The organism is Streptomyces cavernae (assembly GCF_004023625.1).
Lineage (GTDB): Bacteria > Actinomycetota > Actinomycetes > Streptomycetales > Streptomycetaceae > Streptomyces > Streptomyces cavernae.
The window spans coordinates 40,782-63,088 of the sequence record NZ_RPDJ01000007.1 but is presented as its reverse complement, the minus strand read 5'-3'; the positions used below and the strand labels follow the sequence as shown (position 1 = coordinate 63,088).

The window sequence follows — 22,307 nt, the reverse complement described above, 5'->3', positions numbered from 1 at the left end:
TGAGGGGCCGACGGGGCCGAGGGGGCCGACACGGCCCGCGGGGCCGGCAAGGCCCACCGCCCCCGCGCCCATGCCCCTCACCTGGCTCTACGTACCGGGCGACCGCCCCTCCGTGGTGGCGAAGGCACTGGCGGCCGGGGCCGACGTCGTCCTGATCGACCTGGAGGACGCGGTGGCTCCCGACCGCAAGGAGTACGCCCGCGCGGCGACCGCCGAACTGCTCACGGCCGAGCCCCCCGTCCCCGTGCACGTCCGCGTCAACGCCCTCGGCAGCCCCGCGTCGGAGGCCGACCTGGCCGCGCTGTCGGCCCTGCGAGGTCTGTCGGGGCTGCGGCTGCCCAAGGTCAGTGCGCCGGCCGAGGTCGTGAGGGTCGCGGAGCGCACCGCGCTCCCCCTCCACGTCCTGCTGGAATCGGCTCGCGGGATCGAGAACGCCTACGCCCTGGCCGGCGCGCATCCGGCGGTGCGCGGTGTCTCGCTCGGGGAGGCCGATCTGCGGGCGGAGCTGGGTGTCGCTGACAGCGGGCTCGACTGGATGCGCAGCCGGGTGGTGTGTGCGGCGCGGGCGGCCGGGCTGCCCTCCCCCGCGCAGTCGGTCTACCCCGACGTGCGTGATCTCGCCGGACTGGCCGAGTCGTGCGCCCACGGGAAGGCGCTGGGCTTCCTCGGGCGAGCCGCGATCCATCCGCGCCAGCTACCGGTGATCGAACGCGCGTACGCGCCGACCACCGAGGAGATCGAGGCGGCCGAGGAGATCGCGAAGGCGGCCGTCGTCGGCGGCGGCGCCCTGGCGCTGCCCGACGGACGTTTCGTGGACGCGGCGATCGTCGCGGGCGCCCACCGCACGCTCGCCCTGGCCCACCGACGGCCCTGAGCGTTCCCAGCAGTCCCGCCCGGGCCGTGAAGGCCCGGGCGACCGACGGGAGGGTCAGCCCTTCTTGGCCGACTCGGCCTCGCTCTTGGCCTTCTCCGGCTCCGACTCGGACTCCGGCTCGGACTCCTTCGCCGCCTCCGCCTTCGCCTGCGCGGAAGAACCCTTCGTCTCCGCGTCCTTCTCTGTGCTGACGGCGTCCTTCTTGCCGACGGCGTCCTTGCCGGGGGAGCCGGAGGAGTCGGCGGAGGCCTCGGTCGCCCCACTGGAGGCGCTCTCGTCGGCGGCGCCCTTACCGGCGGCGCTCTCGTCGGAGGCGCTCTCGTCGGACGGTTCGACGGCCGCCGGCTCGACGATCTCCTCACGGCCCGGTCGCGTCCGGGCGGACAGCACCAGGTAGAGCACGGCGAGCAGGAACACCGCGACCGAGGTCCAGTTGTTCAGGCGCAGACCCAGGATCTGGTGTGCTTCGTCCACCCGCAGGTACTCGATCCAGAAGCGGCCCACGCAGTACGAGGCGACGTACAGCGCGAACGCCCGCCCGTGCCCCAGCTTGAAGCGGCGGTCCGCCCAGATCACCAGGAAACCGACGCCGATGCACCACAGCGACTCGTACAGGAACGTCGGGTGGTAGGTGCCGGGCACCCGCCCGTCGTCCGAGGAGGTGATCTCCAGGGCCCAGGGGAGGTCGGTGGCGCGTCCGTACAGTTCCTGGTTGAACCAGTTGCCCCAGCGACCGATCGCCTGCGCGAACGCGATGCCGGGGGCGACCGCGTCGGCCCACGCCGGCAGCGGGATGCCCCGGCGCCGGCAGCCGATCCACGCGCCGACCGCGCCGAGTGCGATCGCGCCCCAGATGCCGAGGCCGCCCTCCCAGACCTTGAACGCGTCGACCCAGTCGCGGCCCTCGCTGAAGTACAGCTCGTAGTCCGTGATCACGTGGTAGAGCCGCCCGCCGATGAGGCCGAACGGCACCGCCCACACGGCGATGTCCGCGACCGTGCCGGGCCGTCCGCCGCGGGCGATCCAGCGTTTGTTGCCGAGCCAGACGGCAACGAACACGCCGATGATGATGCAGAACGCGTATCCGCGCAGCGGGATGGGGCCGAGATTGACCACACCGCGCGACGGGCTGGGAATGAAGGCAAGTTCCATGGCAGGCACGACGCTACCCTGCCGGGCGCCCGGGCGGGCAGCCGCCCCGGACTACGGCTCGATAACGGGCCGTCAGGCCTGGTCCGCCGTCTCCACCATCTGCTTGAACTTCTCCGGAGTCATACCGCGGTCCGCGAAGAGGTCCTTGCCGTTGAGGAACACGGCCGGCGTGCCGCGGAAGCCGCCCTTGAGGAAGGCGTCGGCCGATTTGGCGACCCAGGCGTTGTGCCTGCCCTCGTCCACGCACTTGTCGAAGGCGGGGCCCGCCAGGCCGTCGACCTTGCGCGCCAGTTCCTTGAGCTTCGCGTCGTTGCCGTAGGCGTCGTCCGGCTCAGGGGGCTGGTTCTGGAACAGGACGTCGTGGTACGGCACGAACTTTCCGGCGTCCTGGGCACACGCCGCCGCGTTCGCCGCGCGCCGTGAGCCGCTGCCGCCCATGTTCCCGTCGATGATCGTCGCGAGGTGGTACTCGACCTTCAGCCGCCCCGCTTCGGTCAGCTCGTGGATCGCCGAGCGGTAGCTGTCCTCGAAGCTCTTGCAGGCCGGGCAGCGGAAGTCCTCCCACACGACGAGGGTCGACTGCGCGGCGCCCCTGCCGACGGGGATGGCGAGGCCGTCCTTGCCGGTCGCTCCGGACGGGGTGATGAGCGGGCCCGACGCGTCCCCCTCGTCCTTGCCGGCGTTGGCCGCCACCACACCGATCACCGCGGCCAGGCCCAGCACGCAGACCACACCGGCGCCCACGATCAGTGTGCGGCGGCGCTTGTTCGCCGCCTGCTGCTTCGCCCGCTCCGCCGCCAGCCGCTCCCGGGCGGTGCGCTTTCCCTCACGGTTTCTCTCGCTCACATCGGGCAGAACGAACCGGGGAGGCCCAGCGCGCCTCCCCGGTCCCAGGTCCACTCGTTCGGGTGAGCGGTTGTTCTGTGACGTTACGCGGTGCCGCGCACGCCCTTCGCGAGTTCGGCCGCCAGCTCCCGTACGGCCTCCAGGCCCGCCGCTTCGTCCGGCGCGTCCAGCATCCGCTTGACGAACGCCGAACCGACGATCACCCCGTCTGCGAAGCCCGCGACCTCGGCGGCCTGCGCCGCGTTGGAGACGCCGAGCCCGACGCAGACCGGCAGGGCGGTGGTGGCCCGCGTGCGCTCCACCAGGTCCTGCGCCTGCGCGCCCACGGACTCCCGGGTGCCGGTGACGCCCATCAGGGAGGCCGCGTAGACGAAGCCGGAGCCGGCCGCGGTGATCTCGGCGAGCCGGGCGTCCTTGCTGCTGGGCGCGACCACGAAGACGGTGGCGAGACCGTGCTTCTCGGCGTGCTCCCTCCACAGCGCCGACTCCTGCACCGGCAGGTCCGGCAGGATGCACCCGGCCCCGCCCGCCTCGGCGAGCTCGGCGGTGAACCGCTCGACGCCGTAGCGGTCGATCGGGTTCCAGTACGTCATCACGAGCACCGGCTTCCCGGTGGCCGCGTGCGCCTCGCGGACGGTCCGCATCACGTCCGCGATCTTTACTCCGCCGCGCAGGGCGATGTCGTCGGCGGTCTGGATGACGGGCCCGTCGAGGACGGGGTCACTGTGCGGCAGTCCCACCTCGACGACGTCCGCTCCCCCGTCGAAGACGGCCTTGATGGCGTCGATGCCGCCGTCCACGGTCGGGAAGCCTGCCGGGAGGTAGGCGATGAGCGCGGACCGGCCCTCGGCCCTGGCGCCGGCGAGGGTGTCGGTCAGCAGTTGGATGTTCCCGCTCACTTGGCGTCCCCTTCGATCTCGGCGGTGTCGGCGTCGGCGTCCGCGGCGACGGCCGCGTCGGTGTCGTAGAGGCCGAAGTAGCGTGCGGCGGTGTCCATGTCCTTGTCCCCGCGGCCGGAGAGGTTGACCACGATCAGCCCGTCCGGGCCCAGCTCGCGGCCCACCTCCAAGGCGCCTGCGAGCGCGTGGGCGCTCTCGATCGCCGGGATGATGCCCTCGGTCCGCGACAGCAGGCGCAGGGCCTGCATGGCCGCGTCGTCGGTGACCGCGCGGTACTCGCCGCGGCCGGAGTCCTTCAGGTACGAGTGCTCCGGCCCGATGCCCGGATAGTCGAGTCCGGCCGAGATCGAGTACGGCTCGGTGATCTGGCCCTCGTCGTCCTGCAGGACGTAGGACCGGGACCCGTGCAGGATGCCTGGCTCCCCCGCGGTGAGGGTCGCCGCGTGCTCGCCGGTCTCGATCCCGTGCCCGGCCGGCTCGCAGCCGATGAGGCGGACGGAGGCGTCCGGGATGAAGGCGTGGAAGAGGCCGATGGCGTTGGAGCCGCCGCCGACGCAGGCGATGGCGGCGTCCGGGAGCCGCCCGGCGCGCTCCAGGAGCTGCCGCCGCGCCTCGACGCCGATGACACGGTGGAAGTCGCGCACCATGGCCGGGAAGGGGTGGGGCCCGGCGACCGTCCCGAAGAGGTAGTGGGTGTGCTCGACGTTGGCGACCCAGTCCCGGAACGCCTCGTTGATGGCGTCCTTGAGGGTCCGGCTGCCCGACTTCACGGCGATGACCTCGGCGCCGAGCATCCGCATCCGGGCCACGTTGAGGGCCTGCCGCTGGGTGTCGATCTCGCCCATGTAGATGGTGCAGTCGAGCCCGAAGAGGGCGCAGGCCGTGGCGGTGGCCACACCGTGCTGTCCCGCGCCGGTCTCGGCGATGACGCGGGTCTTGCCCATGCGCTTGGTGAGCAGGGCCTGCCCGAGCACGTTGTTGATCTTGTGTGAGCCGGTGTGGTTGAGGTCCTCCCGCTTCAGGAAGACACGGGCGCCCCCGGCGTGCCCGGCGAACCGGGGCACCTCGGTGAGGGCGCTGGGCCGACCGGTGTAGTTGACGAGCAGGTCGTCGAGCTCGCGTGCGAACTCGGGGTCGGTCTTGGCCTTGTCGTACTCGACGGCGACCTCGTCCACGGCGGCGACGAGGGCCTCCGGGATGAACTTGCCGCCGAACGCGCCGAAGTAGCCCTCGGCGCTTGGAACGTGACCGTCCGGGTCTGGGATGAAGAACTCGCTGGACATCCGATACCTCACAGGGGCGTGCGCCCCGAACTCTTGGTGGGATTGACGGTAGTCGCGTTTGTGCGCTGCGGCGGGAGGCCGGTGCGGTGGGTGACAGGCTGCTTTGCCGCGCTCCCGCCGCCCCCGCCGCCTCTACCCGTCCCATCGCCAGGGCGCTGCCCTTCGACCCCACAGTGCCGGCCGCCTGTGACTGATCGCGTGGTTCCCCGCGCCCCTGACGGGACGCGCCCCCACCTGCCCACACGCAACAGCGCGGGTCAGCTCGGATCCAGCCCGCTCGGCGTTTGAGGACGGGGCCGCCCGGCCGATGTCCGACGCGCGGTCCGGGGCGGCAGCCCGGGAGCGGGGTTGAAGGGGCGGCAGCCCCTGGGGATGGGAAGGGTAGGAGCGGCGGGGGCGAGAAAGGCTGCCTCAGGCCCCGGCCGCGGCGCACAGACCGGCGCGCCATCGCATGCCGTTCACCTGACCCGGCTCATCGCCGATCACATAACGCACGCGCCGCCCGTGCACGCGCCGCGCGGGTGCACGGCACCCACGGGGCCGGCACCCCCGGGCCAACCGCGCATAGGGGTCGAGGGGCCGCGCCGCGCAGGCCACCGCACCGGTCGAGCGGAGGCTCGTCCGGTGTCGGGCCACGACGCGGCGCAGGGTCATGAGTGCTCAGCCCCGCCCCTGCCGCAGCGCGGGGTGGGCCCCGGCCGCCACGAGGTCGGAGACCGCCGTCTTGGGGTCGCGCCCGGTGACCAGCGACTCGCCCACGAGGACCGCGTCGGCGCCCGCGTTGGCGTACGCGATGAGGTCGTGGGGGCCGCGCACGCCGGACTCGGCGACCTTGATGAGGCCGCCCGGGATCTCGGGGGCGACCCGTTCGAAGGTCGTGCGGTCCACCTCGAGCGTCTTGAGGTTGCGCGCGTTGATGCCGATCACCTTGGCTCCGGCGTCCACCGCCCGCTCCACCTCGTCCTCGTCGTGCACCTCGACGAGCGGGGTGAGGCCGATGGAGACGGCGCGCTCGATCAGCGACTCCAGCGCGGGCTGGTCCAGCGCCGCCACGATCAGCAGTGCCAGGTCGGCCCCGTAGGCCCGGGCCTCCCACAGCTGGTAGGAGGTGACGATGAAGTCCTTGCGCAGGACGGGGATGTCCACGCGGGCGCGGACCGCCTCGAGGTCGGCGAGCGAGCCGCCGAAGCGGCGCTGTTCGGTGAGGACCGAGATGACCGCCGCGCCGCCCGCCTCGTAGTCGGCGGCGAGCCCGGCCGGGTCGGCGATCGCCGCGAGCGCGCCCTTGGACGGGCTGGACCGCTTCACCTCGCAGATCACCTTGACGCCGTCACCGCGCAGGGCAGCCACGCCGTCCTTGGCGGCGGGGGCCTTCGCCGCGCGTTCCTTGAGCTCGTCGAGGCTGACGCGTGCCTGCCGCTCCGCGAGGTCGGCACGGACTCCGTCGATGATCTCGTCGAGCACACTCACGCGAGCGGCCCCCTTCCTGACGGTTGGCGGTCAAAAAGCAGATGGTGCTTGTGACCGTGAGCCGCTCCGGGCGGCTTCCGTGGTCACTGCGATGGTATCCGGAGGTGGGCAGAGCCCTCGCATCCGGTTGACGGCGGTCCCACTAACTGGACGTTCATGGGTTGATCAAGGGTGGAGCCAGCCACCGAACGGCAGGTTCCGGACAACCGTGAAGAGCGCCAGGAGGACGCCGATGCTCCACATCCGTACCGGCCCGAGGTCGATGCGCAGGGGCCGCCCCCGGGCCGCCCGGACCACCCAGACGGTCCACACCGCGGCGAACACGACGTATCCGGCGACGGCGAGTGCGTTGGCGTGCAGCGCGGTGATGAGATCTCCGTGCACGAGGGCGTACGCGCTGCGCAATCCGCCGCAGCCCGGGCAGTACACGCCTGTGTAGTGCAGGAGCGGACAGACGGGGTAGTGGCCGGGCTCGTTCGGATCGACGGCGCCGACATACGCGAAGGCCCCGACGACGGCCCCCAGCACCCCCGCGGGGAGCGCCAGCCGGCGCACGGCCGTGCCACGACCGGGCGCGCCCGGGACGGGCCCCGCCGCGGCGACGGGAACCGTGGGCGCCCGGCTCACCTGATGTTCGGCGTTCACCCCATGCATTCTCCCCTTGCCGCGGGTTCTTCGCGCCCCCGCGACCGCCCACCGCGCCGACAGCGAAGGAGGCGGCCCCGGCCGGTGTGGCCGGGGCCGCCTCCACGGGCCACGCTCGTGCGCGGCTCATGCTCGTGCGCGCGTGCGGCTCAAGCTCGTGCGCGGCTCAGCTCTCCACGCTGACCGGCTCCGGAGCGCCCTTCTCCGCGGCGGCGGCGGTCACGACGGGCTGCTGTGCGCTCTTCGGCTGGCCCAGCCCCGCGGCGCTCATCGCCCAGCCGACGACCCCGCCGAGGGCCACGATCACCATGCCGGCCCAGAAGCCCAACGGGTTGGCCATCACCATGAAGGCACCCGCGACGCAAAAACCGATGAACATGATGGTGACACCGGTCCAGGCGGCCGGGGTGTGTCCGTGGCTGCTGCCCGCCATGACTTGCTCCTCGTTGCTGTCTACGTCGTCCGAGAGTCCGATGCTCCCGGCCCATTGTCCCGCACCCAGGCTAGGGGGTGACCGCGGGGTGCCCGTGCGACCTCCGCCACAGAACCGAACCCCAGTTCAGGCACCCGGCTGGGACGGGTCCACCCCCGTCGCCCGGCTAAGGGCTTGCCGGGAAATAAATCGTCGGCGAGCATCTGTCCTGAGCTGCAGTGTCAAGACCCGGAGCACGCAAGTTGTATCCCGGCAAGCCCTAAGCGCCCGTCGGGTCCTCTCCCCGGTCCAGCGCCTTCCAGATGTCCTCGGGCCGGTCGGGGTCGGCCACCGGCCGGACACGGCGCGTGCGGGGGCTGCCGTCCCGTTCGTAGCGTCCCGACATCGAGGGCCACAGCTTGCCGTACCGCAGTGCGAGCAGCCCGGCCAGCAGGATCAGGAAGCCGCCGAGGGCGGCGACGTAGGGCCAGGCCGTGTGGGTAAGCGCGTCGGCCGTGGCCGAGGTGTCACCGGAGACCTGGGCCGCCTTCTCGTCCAGTGCCGTGCCGTCCCCGGCGCCGACCAGCGCCGCCGCCATCGTCCCGGCTCCGGACAGCGCGAGCAGTCCCGCGACCAGGGAACGGCCCGCGCGGCGCACGGCGAAGACGGCGACGAGCGCGGCGAGGCCCACGACCGCGAGGGCGGCGGGAACGCCCGTGACATCGCTGCCCTTGGCTGTGAGCGGGAGGTCACCGCCCGCAACGGAGGCGGTGCCCTCGGACCACCCCTGCCGGGAGGCGAGCAGCGCGACGGCCGCGCCGGCGGCGCCGCACAACAGGGCGACCGCGAGGCTGCGGCGACCGGAACGGCCGGGTCCGGCGGCTTCGGCTTCGGCTTCGGGGCGAGGGCGGGGAGCGGCAGTCACGTGTCCCACTATCGCGCGCGGCAGGCGACGCGAGTCAACCGGGGCCATATCAGCCACCGGCTGCCACGGCCGACGGACCGAACGGCCGGGGCGGACCGGACGGACGAGGCGAGCCGACCGGACGGGGCGAGCCGACCGGACGGGGCGAGCCGACCGGACGGGGCGAGCCGACCGGACGGGGCGAGCCGACCGGACGGAACCGGCTTACAGGACCGAACCGGCTGACGCGCCCGAACCGACTCCAGGACCGAACCGGCTGACCTGCCGGACCGACCGGCGGACCGCACCGGTTCCGGACCGCACCGGCTGACGAACGTCACCAACAGGCCCCATCGTCGCACCAGCTGACGGACCGCACCAACAGCCCCACCGCACCAGCCGACGGACCGCACCAACAGTCGGATTCCAACAGCTGACGGATCGACAGGATCGTCGAGCCGCCCGGCTGCCGGACCGTCAATCGGCTGCTCCGCCGAGCCGGTTGGCCGTGTGGACGGCGCGGAGCACGGCCGCGGCCTTGTTGCGGCACTCGGCGTCCTCCGCGACCGGGTCGGAGTCGGCGACGATGCCGGCTCCGGCCTGCACATACGCCGTGCCGTCGCGCAGCAGCGCGGTGCGGATGGCGATCGCGGTGTCGGAGTCGCCCGCGAAGTCCAGATAGCCGACGCAGCCGCCGTACAACCCGCGCCGGGACGGCTCGAGTTCGTCGATGATCTGCATCGCTCGTGGCTTCGGCGCCCCGGACAGGGTGCCTGCCGGGAAGCATGCGGTGAGCACGTCGAAGGCGGTGCGCCCCGCCGCCACCCGCCCGGTGACCGTCGAGACGATGTGCATCACGTGCGAGTACCGCTCGATGGACATGAAGTCCACGACCTCGACCGAGCCGGGTTCGCAGACCCGCCCCAGGTCGTTGCGCCCGAGGTCGACCAGCATCAGGTGCTCGGCCCGCTCCTTGGGGTCGGCGAGCAACTCGTCGGCGAGGGCCTGGTCCTCCTGCGGGCTCGCGCCCCGCGGCCGGGTCCCGGCGATGGGATGGACCATGGCCTGCCCGTCCTCGACCTTGACGAGCGCCTCCGGGGAGGAGCCCACCACGTCGAACTCGTCGAAACGGAAGAGGTACATGTACGGCGACGGGTTGGTCGCCCGCAGCACCCGGTAGACGTCGAGCGCGCTCGCCGTGCACGGGGTTTCGAACCGTTGTGAGGGCACCACCTGGAAGGCCTCGCCCGCCCGGATGCGCTCCTTGATGTCCTCGACCGCCTCCCGGAAGTCCGGGCCGCCCCACAGGGCCGTGTACTCGGGCAGTTCGGACGGGGGCAGGGCGGCCGGGGGCCCCGAGACGGGGCGCGCGAGGTCCGCCTCCATGGCGTCGAGGCGGGCGACCGCGTCGGCGTACGCCTCGTCGACACCGGTGTCGAGGTCGTTGTGGTTGATCGCGTTGGCGATCAGCTGGACCGTGCCGTCCCAGTGGTCGAGGACGGCGAGGTCGGAGGTGAGCAGCATGGTCAGCTCGGGCAGCTTGAGATCGTCCCGCTCACCGGGGCCGATCTTCTCCAGGCGGCGCACGATGTCGTAGCCGAGGTAGCCGACCATGCCGCCGGTGAACGGGGGCAGGCCCTCACCGTGCGGGGTGTGCAGGGCCTCGATGGTGGCACGCAGGGCGGCCAGCGGGTCGCCGCCGACGGGGACGCCGACCGGCGGGGCGCCCAGCCAGTGCGCCTGGCCGTCTCGCTCGGTGAGCGTGGCGGCCGAGCGGACGCCCACGAAGGAGTACCGGGACCAGGAACGGCCGTTCTCCGCGGACTCCAGCAGGAAGGTGCCGGGGCGCTCGGCGGCGAGCTTGCGGTAGAGCGCGACCGGGGTGTCGGCGTCGGCGAGGAGCTTGCGGCTGACGGGGATGACACGGCGGTCGGTGGCCAGCTTGCGGAACGTCTCGAGGTCCATGGCGGCTGACCTTACTGATCCTGTGCGGGTGCGTCCGACGGTACTTCCGGCCCGGCGTCCTTCAGCAGGACGTCGGCGTCGAAGCAGGTGCGGTCGCCGGTGTGGCAGGCCGCGCCCACCTGGTCCACCCGCACCAGCACCGCGTCGGCGTCGCAGTCCAGCGCCACCGACTTCACCAGCTGGACGTGGCCGGAGGTGTCCCCCTTGGCCCAGTACTCCTGACGGCTGCGCGACCAGTACGTGCAGCGGCCCGTGGTCAGCGTGCGGTGCAGGGCCTCGTCGTCCATCCAGCCGAGCATCAGCACCTCCCCGGTGTCGTACTGCTGGGCGATGGCGGGCAGGAGCCCGTCGGCGCTGCGCTTGAGGCGGGCGGCGATCTCCGGGTCGAGGCCACCGGGGCTGCTGGGTGGGGGCGTGCTGGTCATGGGGCCATTGTGCCGCGAGCCGCGGACGGGACCCGCGGTTGTCCACAGGCCGGACCGTCGGCGCGGGCCGGGACGGCTGCTGAGGCGCAGGCCGGGACGGTCGGTAAGGCGCCGGCCGGAACAGTCAGTAATCAGCCGCGCGCCGTCCGCCGAGGTGTCCCCTGTGCGGACCCGGTGCCCGGTCGTAGGCTGACCCCATGTCGACCCATGCGAAGCGTGAACGACTCCTTCTGGCCGATATCTTGGAGGCCGAGGGCCCGGACGCCCCCACTCTGTGCGAGGGCTGGACCACGCGGGACCTGGCGGCGCACGTGGTGGTGCGCGAGCGCCGTCCGGACGCCGCCGGCGGGATACTGATCAAGCAGCTGGCGCCGCGGCTGGAGCGGGCGATGGCGGAGTTCACCGCCAAGCCGTACGAGGAACTGATCCAGCTCATCCGCACCGGCCCGCCCCGCATGTCGCCCTTCTCCCTCAAGCAGATCGACGAGGCGTCGAACACGGTGGAGTTCTACGTCCACACGGAGGACGTGCGGCGTGCGCAGCCCGACTGGGCGCCGCGCACGCTGGATCCGGTGTTCCAGGACGCCCTGTGGTCCCGGCTGGAGCGCACGGCCCGTCTTATGGGCCGCCGAGCGCCCACCGGTCTGGTGCTGCGGCGTCCGAACGGTCAGACGGCCGTCGCACACAAGGGCACCCCGGTGGTGACGGTGACCGGGGAGCCGTCGGAACTGCTGCTGTTCACGTACGGTCGGCAGAACGCGGCCGATGTGGAGCTGGACGGCGACAAGAGCGCGATCGCCGCCCTGCACGAGGCGAAGCAACTCGGTATCTGAGGCACTCGGACCTGAGGCCACTGGGTACCTGAGGCACTCGGTATTCGACGCAGCTGAGGATCTCGAGCAGCCGAGCGAGGGATCCGAAGACAGTCGAGGATCTGAGACAGCTCGGGGACGGACCATTGGATCAGACCCGAGTACGAGCCGACCCGGAGCCCCGGCCACCAACGCCGGGGCTCGACCAGGGACGTCCCGGAACGCCGGAAACGCCGGAAGGTCACAAGGTCAGCGCACGCAGTGCCCCGCCCCCCGCAGTGCCTCCTTCACCTCGCCGATCCGCAGATCGCCGAAGTGGAAGACGGACGCCGCGAGGACCGCGTCCGCGCCCGCGGTGATCGCCGGGGCGAAGTCGGCCAGTTTGCCCGCGCCGCCGGAGGCGATGACGGGGATCGTGACGTGCTTGCGGACCGCCGCGATCATTTCCAGGTCGTAGCCGTCCTTCGTGCCGTCGGCGTCCATCGAGTTGAGCAGGATCTCTCCCGCGCCCAGTTCCGCCGCCCGGTGCGCCCACTCGACCGCGTCGATGCCGGTGCCGCGGCGGCCACCGTGGGTGGTGACCTCGAAGGAGCCCGACTCCGTGCGCCGCGCGTCCACGGAGAGGACCAGGACCTGGCGGCCGAAGCGCTCGGCGATCTCGCGGATCAGGTCGGGGCGGGCGATCGCGGCCGTGTTCACCCCGACCTTGTCCGCCCCGGCCCGCAGCAGCCTGTCCACGTCCTCGGCGGTGCGCACGCCACCGCCGACCGTCAGCGGGATGAAGACCTGTTCGGCCGTACGACGAACCACGTCGTAGGTGGTCTCCCGGTTGCCGGAGGAGGCGGTGATGTCCAGGAAAGTCAGTTCGTCCGCGCCCTCGGCGTCGTACACCTTGGCCATCTCGACGGGATCGCCGGCGTCCCGCAGGTTCTGGAAGTTGACACCCTTGACGACCCGGCCGTTGTCCACGTCCAGGCAGGGGATGACTCGGACCGCCAGGGTCATGAATCCACGGCTCCTTTTGTGTTCTTCTAGCCCCGGAAGGCTTCCAGTTCCACTTCGACCAGGATGCGCGGGTCGACGAAGCCGTCCACGACCAGCATGGTCGCTGCCGGGCGCACGGAGTCGAAGAACTCCTTGTGGGCCCGGCCCACTTCCTCCACGTCCCGCGCGTGGGTCAGATACATCCGCGTCCGGATCACGGACTCGGCACCGAGCCCGAACTCGCCGAGCGCCTCCACCGCGGTGGAAAAGGCCATCTTGGCCTGCTCGTACGGGTCGCCCTCCCCGTACAGCACGTCACCCTTGAAGGCCGTCGTGCCCGCCACCAGCACACGGTCGCCCGCCGCGACGGCACGCGCGAAACCGAAGGACTCCTCCCAGGGGCTTCCGCCCTGCACGCGCCGCACGGCTTCGGACGTCATGACACCGCACCCGTCTTCAGGACAGTCATGAAACAGCCTCCAAGGCCTCTTCCAGGGTGAACGCCTTCGCGTACAGGGCCTTCCCGACGATCGCGCCCTCGACACCGAGGGGCACGAGACCGGCGATCGCCCTGAGGTCGTCCAACGACGACACACCGCCGGAGGCCACCACCGGGCGGTCCGTCGCCCCGCAGACGTTCCTCAGCAGTTCCAGGTTCGGGCCCTGCAGGGTGCCGTCCTTGGCGATGTCCGTGACCACGTACCGTGCGCAGCCCTCCTTGTTGAGGCGCTCCAGCGTCTCGTAGAGGTCTCCGCCGTCGCGGGTCCAGCCGCGGCCCCGCAGCGTGGTGCCCCGCACGTCCAGGCCCACCGCGATCTTGTCGCCGTGCTCGGCGATGACCTTGGCGACCCATTCGGGGGTCTCCAGGGCGGCCGTGCCGAGGTTCACCCGGGTGCAGCCGGTGGCGAGGGCGGCGGCGAGCGTGTCGTCGTCGCGGATGCCGCCGGACAGCTCCACCTTGATGTCCATCGCCCCGGCCACCTCGGCGATCAGCTCGCGGTTGTTCCCGGTGCCGAACGCGGCGTCCAGATCGACCAGGTGCAGCCACTCGGCGCCCGACCGCTGCCAGGCGAGGGCGGCCTCCAGCGGGGAGCCGTACGAGGTCTCCGTACCGGACTCGCCGTGGACCAGGCGGACGGCCTGCCCGTCGCGGACGTCGACGGCGGGGAGGAGTTCGAGCTTGTGCGACACAGAGGACATCCCTACAGGGTCTCGATCCAGTTGGTGAGCAGCTGCGCTCCGGCGTCGCCGGACTTCTCGGGGTGGAACTGCGTGGCCCACAGGGCGCCGTTCTCGACGGCCGCCACGAAGGGCTTGCCGTGCGTGGACCAGCTGACCAGGGGCGCGGTCAGGGCCGGGTTGTGCGTCTCCAGGCTCCAGTCGTGGACGGCGTAGGAGTGCACGAAGTAGTACCGCGCGTCCGCGTCCAGGCCGGCGAAGAGCTGCGAGTCCGCGGGCGCCTCGACGGTGTTCCAGCCCATGTGGGGGACGATGTCCGCCTGCAGCGGCTCGACCGCGCCGGGCCACTCGGCGAGGCCCTCGCTCTCCACTCCGTGCTCGATGCCGCGCGCGAAGAGGATCTGCATGCCGACGCAGATGCCCATCACCGGGCGACCGCCGGCCAGCCGGCGGTCGACGATCCAGTCGCCGCGGGCCTCGCGCAGCCCGTTCATGCAGGCCGCGAAGGCGCCGACACCGGGCACCAGCAGTCCGTCGGCGTTCATGGCCTTGTCGAAGTCGCGCGTTATCTCGACGTTCGCGCCGGTGCGGGCGAGGGCACGCTCGGCGGACCGTACGTTGCCGAAGCCGTAGTCGAAGACGACCACGCTTTTGGGAGTGCTCAATTCCACACCTCCAGCCTCAGGACGCCTGCCACGAGGCACATCGCGGCGCCGATGGAGAGCAGCGCGATCAGCCCCTTGGGCATCTGCTGCTTGGCGAAGGAGATGATCCCGCCGACCAGGAAGAGGCCGACGACGATCAGGACGGTGGAAAGACCGTTCATGGGTTTACAGCGCGCCCTTCGTGGACGGAAGAATGCCGGCCGCGCGCGGGTCGCGCTCGCTGGCGTACCTGAGGGCGCGGGCGAGCGCCTTGAACTGGCACTCCACGATGTGGTGGGCGTTGCGGCCGTACGGCACGTGCACGTGCAGCGCGATCTGCGCCTGGGCGACGAAGGACTCCAGGATGTGCCGGGTCATCGTGGTGTCGTACTCGCCGATCATCGGCGCCATGTTCTCGGGCTCGGTGTGCACGAGGTAGGGGCGGCCGGAGAGGTCGACGGTGACCTGGGCGAGCGACTCGTCCAGCGGGACCGTGCAGTTGCCGAAGCGGTAGATCCCCACCTTGTCGCCGAGCGCCTGCTTGAAGGCGGCGCCGAGGGCGAGCGCGGTGTCCTCGATGGTGTGGTGCGAGTCGATGTGCAGGTCGCCCTCGGTCTTCACGGTCAGGTCGAACAGACCGTGCCGGCCGAGCTGGTCGAGCATGTGGTCGTAGAAGCCGACGCCCGTAGACACGTCGACCTTTCCGGAGCCGTCGAGATCGATCTCGACGAGCACCGAGGTCTCCTTGGTGGTGCGCTCCACGCGTCCTACGCGGCTCATGCGATCTGCTCCTGCTCTTTCTTCAACTCACGTACCGCGTCGAGGAACGCGTCGTTCTCTTCCGGAGTTCCCGCGGAGACCCGCAGCCACCCCGGTACACCGTTGTCGCGGACGAGGACGCCCCGGTCGAGGATCTTCTGCCAGGCCTCGTGGGCGTCGGGGAACCGGCCGAACTGCACGAAGTTGGCGTCCGATTCCGTCACCTCGTAGCCGATCGCCCGCAGCTCGGTGACCAGGCGGTCCCGCTCGGTCTTCAGCTGCTCGACGTATCCCAGCAGCGTATCGGTGTGCTCCAGGGCGGCGAGGGCGGTGGCCTGGGTGACGGCCGAGAGGTGGTACGGCAGCCGTACCAGCTGCACCGCGTCCACGACGGCGGGGTGCGCGGCGAGGTAGCCGAGGCGCAGGCCGGCCGCGCCGAACGCCTTGGACATGGTCCGTGAGACGACGAGATTCGGCCGTCCTTCGATCAGCGGCAGCAGCGAGTCGCCGTGGCTGAACTCGATGTACGCCTCGTCCACCACCACCATTGAGGGCTTCGCCGCCTGGGCCGCCTCGTACAGGGCGAGGACCGTCTCCCGCGGGACCGCGTTGCCGGTGGGGTTGTTGGGGGTGGTCACGAAGACGACGTCGGGCCGGTGCTCGGCGATCGCCTTCTCGGCGGCGGCGACGTCGATGGAGAAGTCGTCGCCGCGCGGTCCGGAGATCCAGCCGGTGCCCGTGCCGCGCGCGATCAGGCCGTGCATCGAGTACGACGGCTCGAAGCCGATCGCCGTGCGCCCCGGTCCGCCGAAGGTCTGCAGCAGTTGCTGGATGACCTCGTTCGAGCCGTTGGCGGCCCAGACGTTCGCGAGGCCGACGCGGTGCCCGCCGGTCTTCGTCAGGTATTTGGCGAGTTCTGTGCGCAGTTCCACCGCGTCCCGGTCGGGGTAGCGGTTGAGGTTCCGCGCGGCTTCGCGCACCCGTTCGGCGATGCGTTCGACGAGAGGTTCCGGCAGCGGGTAGGGGTTCTCGTTGGTGTTCAGCCGGACGGGGACGTCGAGCTGGGGTGCGCCGTAGGGGGACTTGCCGCGCAGCTCGTCGCGGACGGGGAGTTCGTCCCAGGGGGACGCTGCGGGGTTACCGGTCACTTGTTCTCGGGCACCTTCCATCCGAACCGCGCCTTGACCGCCGCGCCGTGCGCCGGCAGGTCCTCCGCCTCCGCGAGCGTCACCACGTGGTGGGCGACCTCGGCCAGGGCGTCCTGTGTGTAGTCGACGATGTGGATGCCGCGCAGAAAGGACTGGACGGACAGTCCGGAGGAGTGGCAGGCGCAGCCGCCGGTGGGCAGAACGTGGTTGGAGCCCGCGCAGTAGTCGCCGAGCGAGACGGGCGCCCAGGGGCCGACGAAGATCGCCCCCGCGTTGACGACCCGTTCCGCGACGGCGGCGGCGTCCACCGTCTGGATCTCCAGGTGCTCGGCGCCGTAGGCGTTGACGACCCGCAGTCCCTCGTCGATGCCGTCGACGAGCACGATCGCGGACTGCCTGCCCGCGAGGGCCGGGCGGATCCGGTCCTCGATGTGCTTGGTGGCCGCGATCTGCGGCTGAAGCTCCTTCTCCACCGCGTCGGCCAGGCCCACCGAGTCGGTGACGAGGACGGCGGCGGCCAGCGGGTCGTGCTCGGCCTGGCTGATCAGGTCGGACGCGATGTGCGCCGGGTCGGCGGTCTCGTCGGCGAGGACGGCGATCTCGGTCGGGCCGGCCTCGGCGTCGATGCCGATCTTCCCGGTGAAGTAGCGCTTGGCCGCGGCGACCCAGATGTTGCCGGGCCCGGTGACCATATTGGCGGGCGCGCAGGACTCGGTGCCGTACGCGAACATCGCGACGGCGGTAGCGCCGCCCGCCGCGTACACCTCGTCGACGCCGAGCAGCGCGCAGGCGGCGAGGATGGTCGGGTGCGGCAGCCCGCCGAACTCGGCCTGGGCCGGCGAGGCGAGGGCGACGGAGCCGACGCCGGCCTCCTGCGCCGGAACCACGTTCATGATCACCGAGGAGGGGTAGACGGACCGGCCGCCGGGTGCGTACAGCCCGACCCGCTCGACCGGCACCCACTTCTCGGTGACCGTGCCGCCGGACACGACCTGGGTGGTGTGCGGGGTGCGGCGCTGCTCGCGGTGGACCAGACGGGCGCGGCGGATGGACTCCTCCATGGCCGCGCGCACGGCCGGGTCGAGTTCCTCCAGGGCGCGGGCGAGCGCCGCGGCGGGCACCCTGACCTGGTCGAGCCTGACCCCGTCGAACTTCTCCGCGTAGTCGATCAGTGCCGCGTCGCCCCGATGATGGACGGCCTCGCAGATCGGCCGCACCTTCTCCAGGGCGGACGCGACGTCGAAGTCGGCACGGGGCAGCAGGTCGCGCAGGGCCGCGCCCTCGGGGAGGGCGTCGCCGCGCAGATCGATTCGGGCCAGCGAGAGAGATTGCAGCACGGCATCAATTCTCTCAGACCCGCATCGGGCGCCGGTGGCTTGTATCAGTTGCTGATACGCGCCCCGGAAGATCCCCTTCACTACTAGCGTTCGCTTCGTCACCGAGCGGGCATGAACGGTTGTACGAACCACCGAGTAGCAGAGGGAGAAGAGAGAACTGTGACCGACGGCGCCGGCAGCGGGGAACTGCCGGACGGACTGACCGCCACCGAGGCGGGCATGTGGCAGGCGTTCCGCAACGGCAGCGTGTACGACCTCCGGAGCGGGGACGCCGACGTGGACGATCCGCACGGCGGGCACCCATGGGGGCCGGAGCGCAGTGTGCGGGCCCGGATCGTGTGCTGGCTGCTGCTGGACGGGCCGCCCGCGCTGGCGGGCCGGGTGTCGTCGCTGAAGCTCCAGGGCGTGCTGATCACGGACGTGCTGGATCTCGCGGGCGGCACGATCGTGCCGTACGTGGAGCTGAAGGGCTGCCGCTTCGAGAAGGAGATCCTGCTGCCGGAGGCCAGGTTCACCACGGTACGGCTGGTGGACTGCTCGGTGCCGCGGCTGGAGGCGGCCCGGGTGCGCACCGAGGGCGATCTGCATCTGCCGCGCTGCCGCTTCCACAACGGCGCCCGGCTCACCGACGCGCACATCGGCACGGACCTGATGCTCAACCAGGCCGTGGTCTACCGGGACCGGCGCGGGCGCTCGATCACCGGCGACGGCATGACGGTGGGGCAGGACCTGCAGGCGGAGATGCTGGAGTCGCACGGGGAGCTGAGTCTGCGCGGCGCGCAGGTCGGCGTGTCGCTGAGTCTGCGCGGCGCCAAACTGGCGAATCCCTACGGCAAGCGGGCGCTGAACGCACCGCAGCTGACCGTGGAACGCACCCTGCACCTGACCCCCGCCGGCGTCGGCAACCCGCTGCTGACCAGCGGCACCACACCGGCCCGCGGCACCCGGGTGCAGCGCTTCGAGTGCCAGGGCGGGATACGCCTGGACGACGGAAGGTTCGGGGACGCGCTCGACCTCGACCGGGCCCGGTTCGACCTCGGCGACGACCAGGAGGTGTCGCTGCGCCGGATCCAGACGCCCGAGCTGCGTTTCCTGGGCGAGCGGCCGCAGCGCGGCAAGGTCGTGCTGTCCGGGGCGCGGGTCGGCAACCTGGTCGACAAGGTCTCCAGTTGGCCGGGGCCCGGCAATCTGCACATGGGGGGCTTCAGCTACGACAGCCTCGTGCCCCGGGGACGCTTCCCGCTGGCGGAGCGGCTGAAGTGGGTGTCCGCGGCGACCGCCGAGTACAACCCGGAGCCGTACGAGCGCCTGGCCACGGTCCTGCGCAACGGCGGTGAGGACGCGGACGCCCGGGAGGTCCTGCTGGCCAAGCAGCGGCGGCGCCGCGAGACGCTGCCGCTCGCGGGCAAGCTGTGGGGGTACGCACAGGACTGGACGGTCGCGTACGGGTACCGCCCCGGGCGGGCGGCGGTGTGGATGGCGGTGCTGTGGGCGGCGAGCTCGGTGGCGTTCGCCCACGCGGACCACCCCCCGCTGAAACCCGGCGAGGGTCCCAACTGGAACGCAGCGCTCTTCGCCCTCGACCTGCTGATCCCGGTGATCGACCTGGGTCAGGCGGGTCACTGGCGTCTGCGCGGCGGCTGGCAGTGGGCGGCCGCCATAGTGATCGTCCTCGGCTGGATCCTGGCGACGACGGTGGCGGCGGGAGCCACGCGGATGCTGCGCCGGAGCTGAATCCGCCGGGGCGGCGAACAGCACCCGCACAGCTGAACAACTGTCGTCTTTTACCTAGCCTTGACTTATCTCCGTACAACCAAAGTGCGGTTACAAAAGCGTCACCGCGCACCCTCTGGCCCAGCTCCCACCTGCGCTTTTCAATGGTTCCCACCATGGCTTTGCTGAGCGCCCTCATCCGCACCGCCCGGATGACCAGGAACACCCCCCGCCTCGCCCTCGGCCTCCCCCCCGACGACGAGATACTGCTCGACGCCCCCGACGACCAGCTGGGACCCGCCCTGGTCGCGGCGGGCCGCGGCGAGTACGGCCCGGCGGCCAAATTGCTTGCCACCTCCCGCGAGGCCGGCGAATGGGAGAGCCGCGACCGGCACGTGATCCGTCTCGCCGCCTTCGCGCGCTCCCGCCCCGAGTGGTTCGAGCACTGGCAGTCCTCGGCCCCCCACGACCCGGACGCCCTCCTGGTGAAGGCCGAGCTCGCCGTGCGCCGCGGCTGGGAGTCCCCGGCCCGCGCCGAACTCCTGCGCGAGGTCACCCCGTTGATCACCGCCGCCGCGGAGGGCGACTCCCGCGACCCGGTGCCCTGGCGGGTCGCGCTGGACCACGCCCGCGGCACCAACGCCTCGCACACCGAGTTCGAGAAGCTGTGGGGCGAGGCCGTCCGCCGCTCCCCGCACCACTACGGCTGCCATGTGGCGGCCCTGCAGTACCTCTCGGCCGCCTGGTACGGCTCGCACCGCGAGTGCTTCGACTTCGCCGAGCGGGCCGCCCAGGACGCGCTGCCCGGCTCGCTGGTGCAGGCGCTGCCGGCCCGCGCCGCGTTCGCGTACCTCACCGCGGCCGGGACCCGGGCGACCGTGGGCCGGGAGCGCCTGGACGCGGCGGCCGACCTCGCGATCGCGGTCTCCGACCGGTACCACCCCGCCGACCCGTGGCCCGCCGAGATCCGGAACCTGCTCACCTACGTCCTGGTCCGCCTCGAACGCTGGGACGACGCCCTGCGTCAGCTGCGTCTGATCGGCCCGTACGCCACCTCGTTCCCCTGGGATCGCATCTCCGACGACCCGCTCGGACAGTTCCTCGAACTGCGCGACGGGGTACGCCTCGAGGTCGCCTCGCGGCTGCCCCTGCATCCACGGAGTGGGCAACGCGGACCCGTGCGCCCCGCGGACCACTAGGCTTCTGCGTCGTGACCACCGTCCGTCTCCCGCTCTTCCCGCTGAACTCGGTGCTGTTCCCGGGACTCGTCCTCCCGCTGAACGTCTTCGAGGAGCGCTACCGCGCCATGATGCGCGAACTGCTGAAGACCCCCGAGGACGAGCCGCGCCGGTTCGCGGTCGTCGCCATCCGCGACGGCCACGAGGTGGCGCCCAGCGCGCCCGGCATGCCCGATCCCACCACCGCCGTGCAGCGCGGTCCCGCGGCCGGGTTCGGCGACGATCCCGTCAACGCGTTCCACGAGGTCGGCTGTATCGCCGACGCGGCCACCATCCGGGAACGCGAGGACGGCACCTTCGAGGTGCTGGCCACCGGGACCACCCGCGTGCGCCTGCGCTCGGTGGACGCCTCCGGCGAGTTCCTGACGGCCGAACTGGAGGAACTGCCCGAGGACCCAGGGGACGAGGCCGGCGCGCTCGCCGAGGGCGTGCTGCGCGCCTTCCGGCAGTACCAGAAGCGGCTGGCCGGCGCCCGGGAGCGGTCGCTGTCCACCGGGACGGAACTGCCCGACGAACCATCGGTGGTCTCGTACCTCGTCGCGGCGGCGGCGATGCTGGACGTGCCGTCGAAGCAGCGGCTGCTCCAGGCACCGGACACCGCGTCCCGGCTGCGCGACGAGCTGAAGCTGCTGCGCACCGAGACGGCGATCATCCGCAGCCTCCCGTCGCTGCCCGCGACGGAGCTGACGCGCAGTCCCACCAGCCTCAACTGAGTAAGGCGTCTGACACCTTGGCGAAGAAGAAGCGGTCCCAGCAGCCCGGCGGGACGCCCGCGACGGTGACCCTGACCTCCGCGGGCATCGAGTTCACGGTCCACGCGTACGAGCACGACCCCGCACACCCCTCGTACGGCGAGGAGGCGGCCGAGGCCATGGGGGTCTCACCCGAACGGGTCTTCAAGACGCTGATCGCTGATGTCGACGGCGAGCTGACGGTCGCGGTGGTTCCGGTCGCGGGCTCGCTGGACCTCAAGGCGCTGGCGGCGGCGGTGGGCGGCAAGCGCGCGGCGATGGCGGACCCGGCGCTCGCGGAACGCACCACGGGCTACGTGCGCGGCGGCATCTCCCCGCTGGGCCAGCGCAAGAAGCTGCGCACGGTCCTGGACGACTCGGCGAAGTCCCACCCCACGATCTGCGTCTCGGCGGGCCGCCGGGGCCTGGAGGTCGAGCTCTCCCCCACCGACCTGGCCGGCCTCACGGACGCGGTGGTTGCCCCGATCGCCCGTGCGTGAGCACTCGACGAGAGCGGACTCTTCGGCTAATACGGACATATGTCGAAGAAAACCCGCAAGCGCAAGTGGCGCGTCCGCAAGCACAGGGCCAACCACGGCCACAGGCCGTCGTAGGCCACACCGATGCCCGGCACGGGGTTAACTCACCCGTGCGCGTGAGCCTCTTCCACCCGGGGCTTCCGCCCCGGCCCCGGCTCCGCAAACCAGCTCCCTGAGGCTCTCGGCCTGACGGTCTGAGCTGCGTTGTCCTGACCGTCCGGTACGGTCTGGGCTGCGTTGTTCAGGACCCGTCTGCCGTCGCGGTCTGGCCGCGTTGTCCAGCCCGTCCGGCGTTTGAGGACGAGGCCGTTCAGGCCGATAGCGGGGGTCCGGGGACGGCAGCCCTCG

The 22,307-nt window shown here is 71.7% G+C and carries 25 protein-coding genes; 6 read left to right on the top strand and 19 right to left on the bottom strand.

Features of this window, described 5'->3' with window-relative positions; genetic code table 11:
• Positions 1 to 70 precede the first annotated feature (70 nt).
• Positions 71 to 874 carry an HpcH/HpaI aldolase/citrate lyase family protein gene (locus EF387_RS18750; protein ID WP_128377722.1) on the top strand — a complete coding sequence of 268 codons (804 nt, stop codon included), beginning with the start codon at positions 71 to 73 and terminating at the stop codon, positions 872 to 874.
• Between the two features lie 54 nt (positions 875 to 928).
• On the opposite strand, the gene lgt is transcribed toward EF387_RS18750, so the two are convergent.
• From lgt to hisI, 11 genes are all read right to left on the bottom strand, one after another.
• The gene (gene lgt / locus EF387_RS18745) at positions 929 to 2,026 is read right to left on the bottom strand and encodes a prolipoprotein diacylglyceryl transferase (RefSeq protein ID WP_128377978.1); all 1,098 of its coding nucleotides are present in this window, start codon (positions 2,024 to 2,026) and stop codon (positions 929 to 931) included.
• Between the two features lie 72 nt (positions 2,027 to 2,098).
• A complete protein-coding gene (locus EF387_RS18740; RefSeq protein WP_128377721.1) occupies positions 2,099 to 2,872 on the bottom strand; it encodes a DsbA family protein in 774 nt (257 codons plus the stop codon).
• 83 nt (positions 2,873 to 2,955) lie between these two features.
• Entirely contained in the window at positions 2,956 to 3,771 is an 816-nt protein-coding gene (gene trpA, locus EF387_RS18735; protein WP_128377720.1) for a tryptophan synthase subunit alpha, read from the bottom strand.
• A complete protein-coding gene (trpB, locus tag EF387_RS18730) occupies positions 3,768 to 5,054 on the bottom strand; it encodes a tryptophan synthase subunit beta (protein WP_128377719.1) in 1,287 nt (428 codons plus the stop codon). Before trpB ends, trpA begins: the two co-directional genes overlap by 4 nt.
• Before the next feature lie 411 nt (positions 5,055 to 5,465).
• The gene (gene trpM, locus EF387_RS49755; RefSeq protein WP_420802595.1) at positions 5,466 to 5,708 is read right to left on the bottom strand and encodes a tryptophan biosynthesis modulator TrpM; all 243 of its coding nucleotides are present in this window, start codon (positions 5,706 to 5,708) and stop codon (positions 5,466 to 5,468) included.
• Positions 5,709 to 5,714: 6 nt separating this feature from the next.
• A complete protein-coding gene (trpC, locus tag EF387_RS18715; protein ID WP_128377717.1) occupies positions 5,715 to 6,524 on the bottom strand; it encodes an indole-3-glycerol phosphate synthase TrpC in 810 nt (269 codons plus the stop codon).
• A 165-nt stretch (positions 6,525 to 6,689) separates the two neighbouring features.
• On the bottom strand, positions 6,690 to 7,178 hold the full coding sequence (locus EF387_RS18710; RefSeq protein ID WP_128377716.1) for a DUF2752 domain-containing protein: 489 nt from the start codon (positions 7,176 to 7,178) through the stop codon (positions 6,690 to 6,692).
• A 157-nt stretch (positions 7,179 to 7,335) separates the two neighbouring features.
• Positions 7,336 to 7,602, bottom strand: a complete 267-nt coding sequence (locus EF387_RS18705; protein ID WP_128377715.1) for an HGxxPAAW family protein — start codon at positions 7,600 to 7,602, stop codon at positions 7,336 to 7,338.
• Between the two features lie 259 nt (positions 7,603 to 7,861).
• Positions 7,862 to 8,515, bottom strand: a complete 654-nt coding sequence (locus EF387_RS18700; protein ID WP_128377714.1) for a TIGR02234 family membrane protein — start codon at positions 8,513 to 8,515, stop codon at positions 7,862 to 7,864.
• 447 nt (positions 8,516 to 8,962) lie between these two features.
• Positions 8,963 to 10,450, bottom strand: coding sequence for an anthranilate synthase component I (locus EF387_RS18695; RefSeq protein ID WP_128377713.1), 1,488 nt, complete (start codon positions 10,448 to 10,450; stop codon positions 8,963 to 8,965).
• An 11-nt stretch (positions 10,451 to 10,461) separates the two neighbouring features.
• A complete protein-coding gene (gene hisI, locus EF387_RS18690; protein WP_128377712.1) occupies positions 10,462 to 10,875 on the bottom strand; it encodes a phosphoribosyl-AMP cyclohydrolase in 414 nt (137 codons plus the stop codon).
• Between the two features lie 197 nt (positions 10,876 to 11,072).
• Between hisI and EF387_RS18685 the strand changes: the two genes are divergently transcribed.
• Positions 11,073 to 11,708: a TIGR03085 family metal-binding protein gene (locus EF387_RS18685; protein WP_128377711.1), complete on the top strand. Its 636-nt coding sequence runs from the start codon at positions 11,073 to 11,075 to the stop codon at positions 11,706 to 11,708.
• Between the two features lie 228 nt (positions 11,709 to 11,936).
• Here the strand turns inward: EF387_RS18685 and hisF are convergent, their stop codons facing one another.
• The 8 genes from hisF to hisD are packed head-to-tail and all read right to left on the bottom strand — an operon-like array spanning position 11,937 to position 17,720.
• Positions 11,937 to 12,692: an imidazole glycerol phosphate synthase subunit HisF gene (gene hisF, locus EF387_RS18680; protein WP_128377710.1), complete on the bottom strand. Its 756-nt coding sequence runs from the start codon at positions 12,690 to 12,692 to the stop codon at positions 11,937 to 11,939.
• 26 nt (positions 12,693 to 12,718) lie between these two features.
• The gene (locus tag EF387_RS18675) at positions 12,719 to 13,111 is read right to left on the bottom strand and encodes a RidA family protein (protein WP_128377709.1); all 393 of its coding nucleotides are present in this window, start codon (positions 13,109 to 13,111) and stop codon (positions 12,719 to 12,721) included.
• A gap of 25 nt (positions 13,112 to 13,136) precedes the next feature.
• Positions 13,137 to 13,871, bottom strand: coding sequence for a bifunctional 1-(5-phosphoribosyl)-5-((5-phosphoribosylamino)methylideneamino)imidazole-4-carboxamide isomerase/phosphoribosylanthranilate isomerase PriA (gene priA / locus EF387_RS18670; RefSeq protein ID WP_128377708.1), 735 nt, complete (start codon positions 13,869 to 13,871; stop codon positions 13,137 to 13,139).
• Positions 13,872 to 13,873: 2 nt separating this feature from the next.
• Entirely contained in the window at positions 13,874 to 14,515 is a 642-nt protein-coding gene (hisH, locus tag EF387_RS18665) for an imidazole glycerol phosphate synthase subunit HisH (RefSeq protein WP_128377707.1), read from the bottom strand.
• Positions 14,512 to 14,676, bottom strand: a complete 165-nt coding sequence (locus EF387_RS47490; RefSeq protein ID WP_202918311.1) for a hypothetical protein — start codon at positions 14,674 to 14,676, stop codon at positions 14,512 to 14,514. The genes hisH and EF387_RS47490 overlap by 4 nt, the downstream gene beginning before the upstream one ends.
• 4 nt (positions 14,677 to 14,680) lie before the next feature.
• On the bottom strand, positions 14,681 to 15,274 hold the full coding sequence (gene hisB / locus EF387_RS18660) for an imidazoleglycerol-phosphate dehydratase HisB (RefSeq protein ID WP_010987556.1): 594 nt from the start codon (positions 15,272 to 15,274) through the stop codon (positions 14,681 to 14,683).
• A complete protein-coding gene (locus EF387_RS18655) occupies positions 15,271 to 16,401 on the bottom strand; it encodes a histidinol-phosphate transaminase (RefSeq protein WP_238431590.1) in 1,131 nt (376 codons plus the stop codon). The genes hisB and EF387_RS18655 overlap by 4 nt, the downstream gene beginning before the upstream one ends.
• The gene (gene hisD / locus EF387_RS18650; RefSeq protein ID WP_128377976.1) at positions 16,398 to 17,720 is read right to left on the bottom strand and encodes a histidinol dehydrogenase; all 1,323 of its coding nucleotides are present in this window, start codon (positions 17,718 to 17,720) and stop codon (positions 16,398 to 16,400) included. Before hisD ends, EF387_RS18655 begins: the two co-directional genes overlap by 4 nt.
• A 177-nt stretch (positions 17,721 to 17,897) precedes the next feature.
• Here hisD and EF387_RS18645 point away from each other — a divergent pair, with 177 nt between their 5' ends.
• The 4 genes from EF387_RS18645 (at position 17,898) to ybaK (ending at position 21,920) form a co-directional block, all read left to right on the top strand.
• Entirely contained in the window at positions 17,898 to 19,472 is a 1,575-nt protein-coding gene (locus EF387_RS18645; RefSeq protein ID WP_128377705.1) for an oxidoreductase, read from the top strand.
• Between the two features lie 143 nt (positions 19,473 to 19,615).
• Complete coding sequence (locus tag EF387_RS18640; RefSeq protein ID WP_202918310.1) at positions 19,616 to 20,650, top strand: hypothetical protein; 1,035 nt, start codon at positions 19,616 to 19,618, stop codon at positions 20,648 to 20,650.
• A gap of 11 nt (positions 20,651 to 20,661) precedes the next feature.
• Entirely contained in the window at positions 20,662 to 21,402 is a 741-nt protein-coding gene (locus EF387_RS18635) for an LON peptidase substrate-binding domain-containing protein (RefSeq protein WP_128377703.1), read from the top strand.
• A 17-nt stretch (positions 21,403 to 21,419) separates the two neighbouring features.
• Positions 21,420 to 21,920, top strand: a complete 501-nt coding sequence (gene ybaK, locus EF387_RS18630; protein WP_128377702.1) for a Cys-tRNA(Pro) deacylase — start codon at positions 21,420 to 21,422, stop codon at positions 21,918 to 21,920.
• Positions 21,921 to 22,307: the final 387 nt, after the last annotated feature.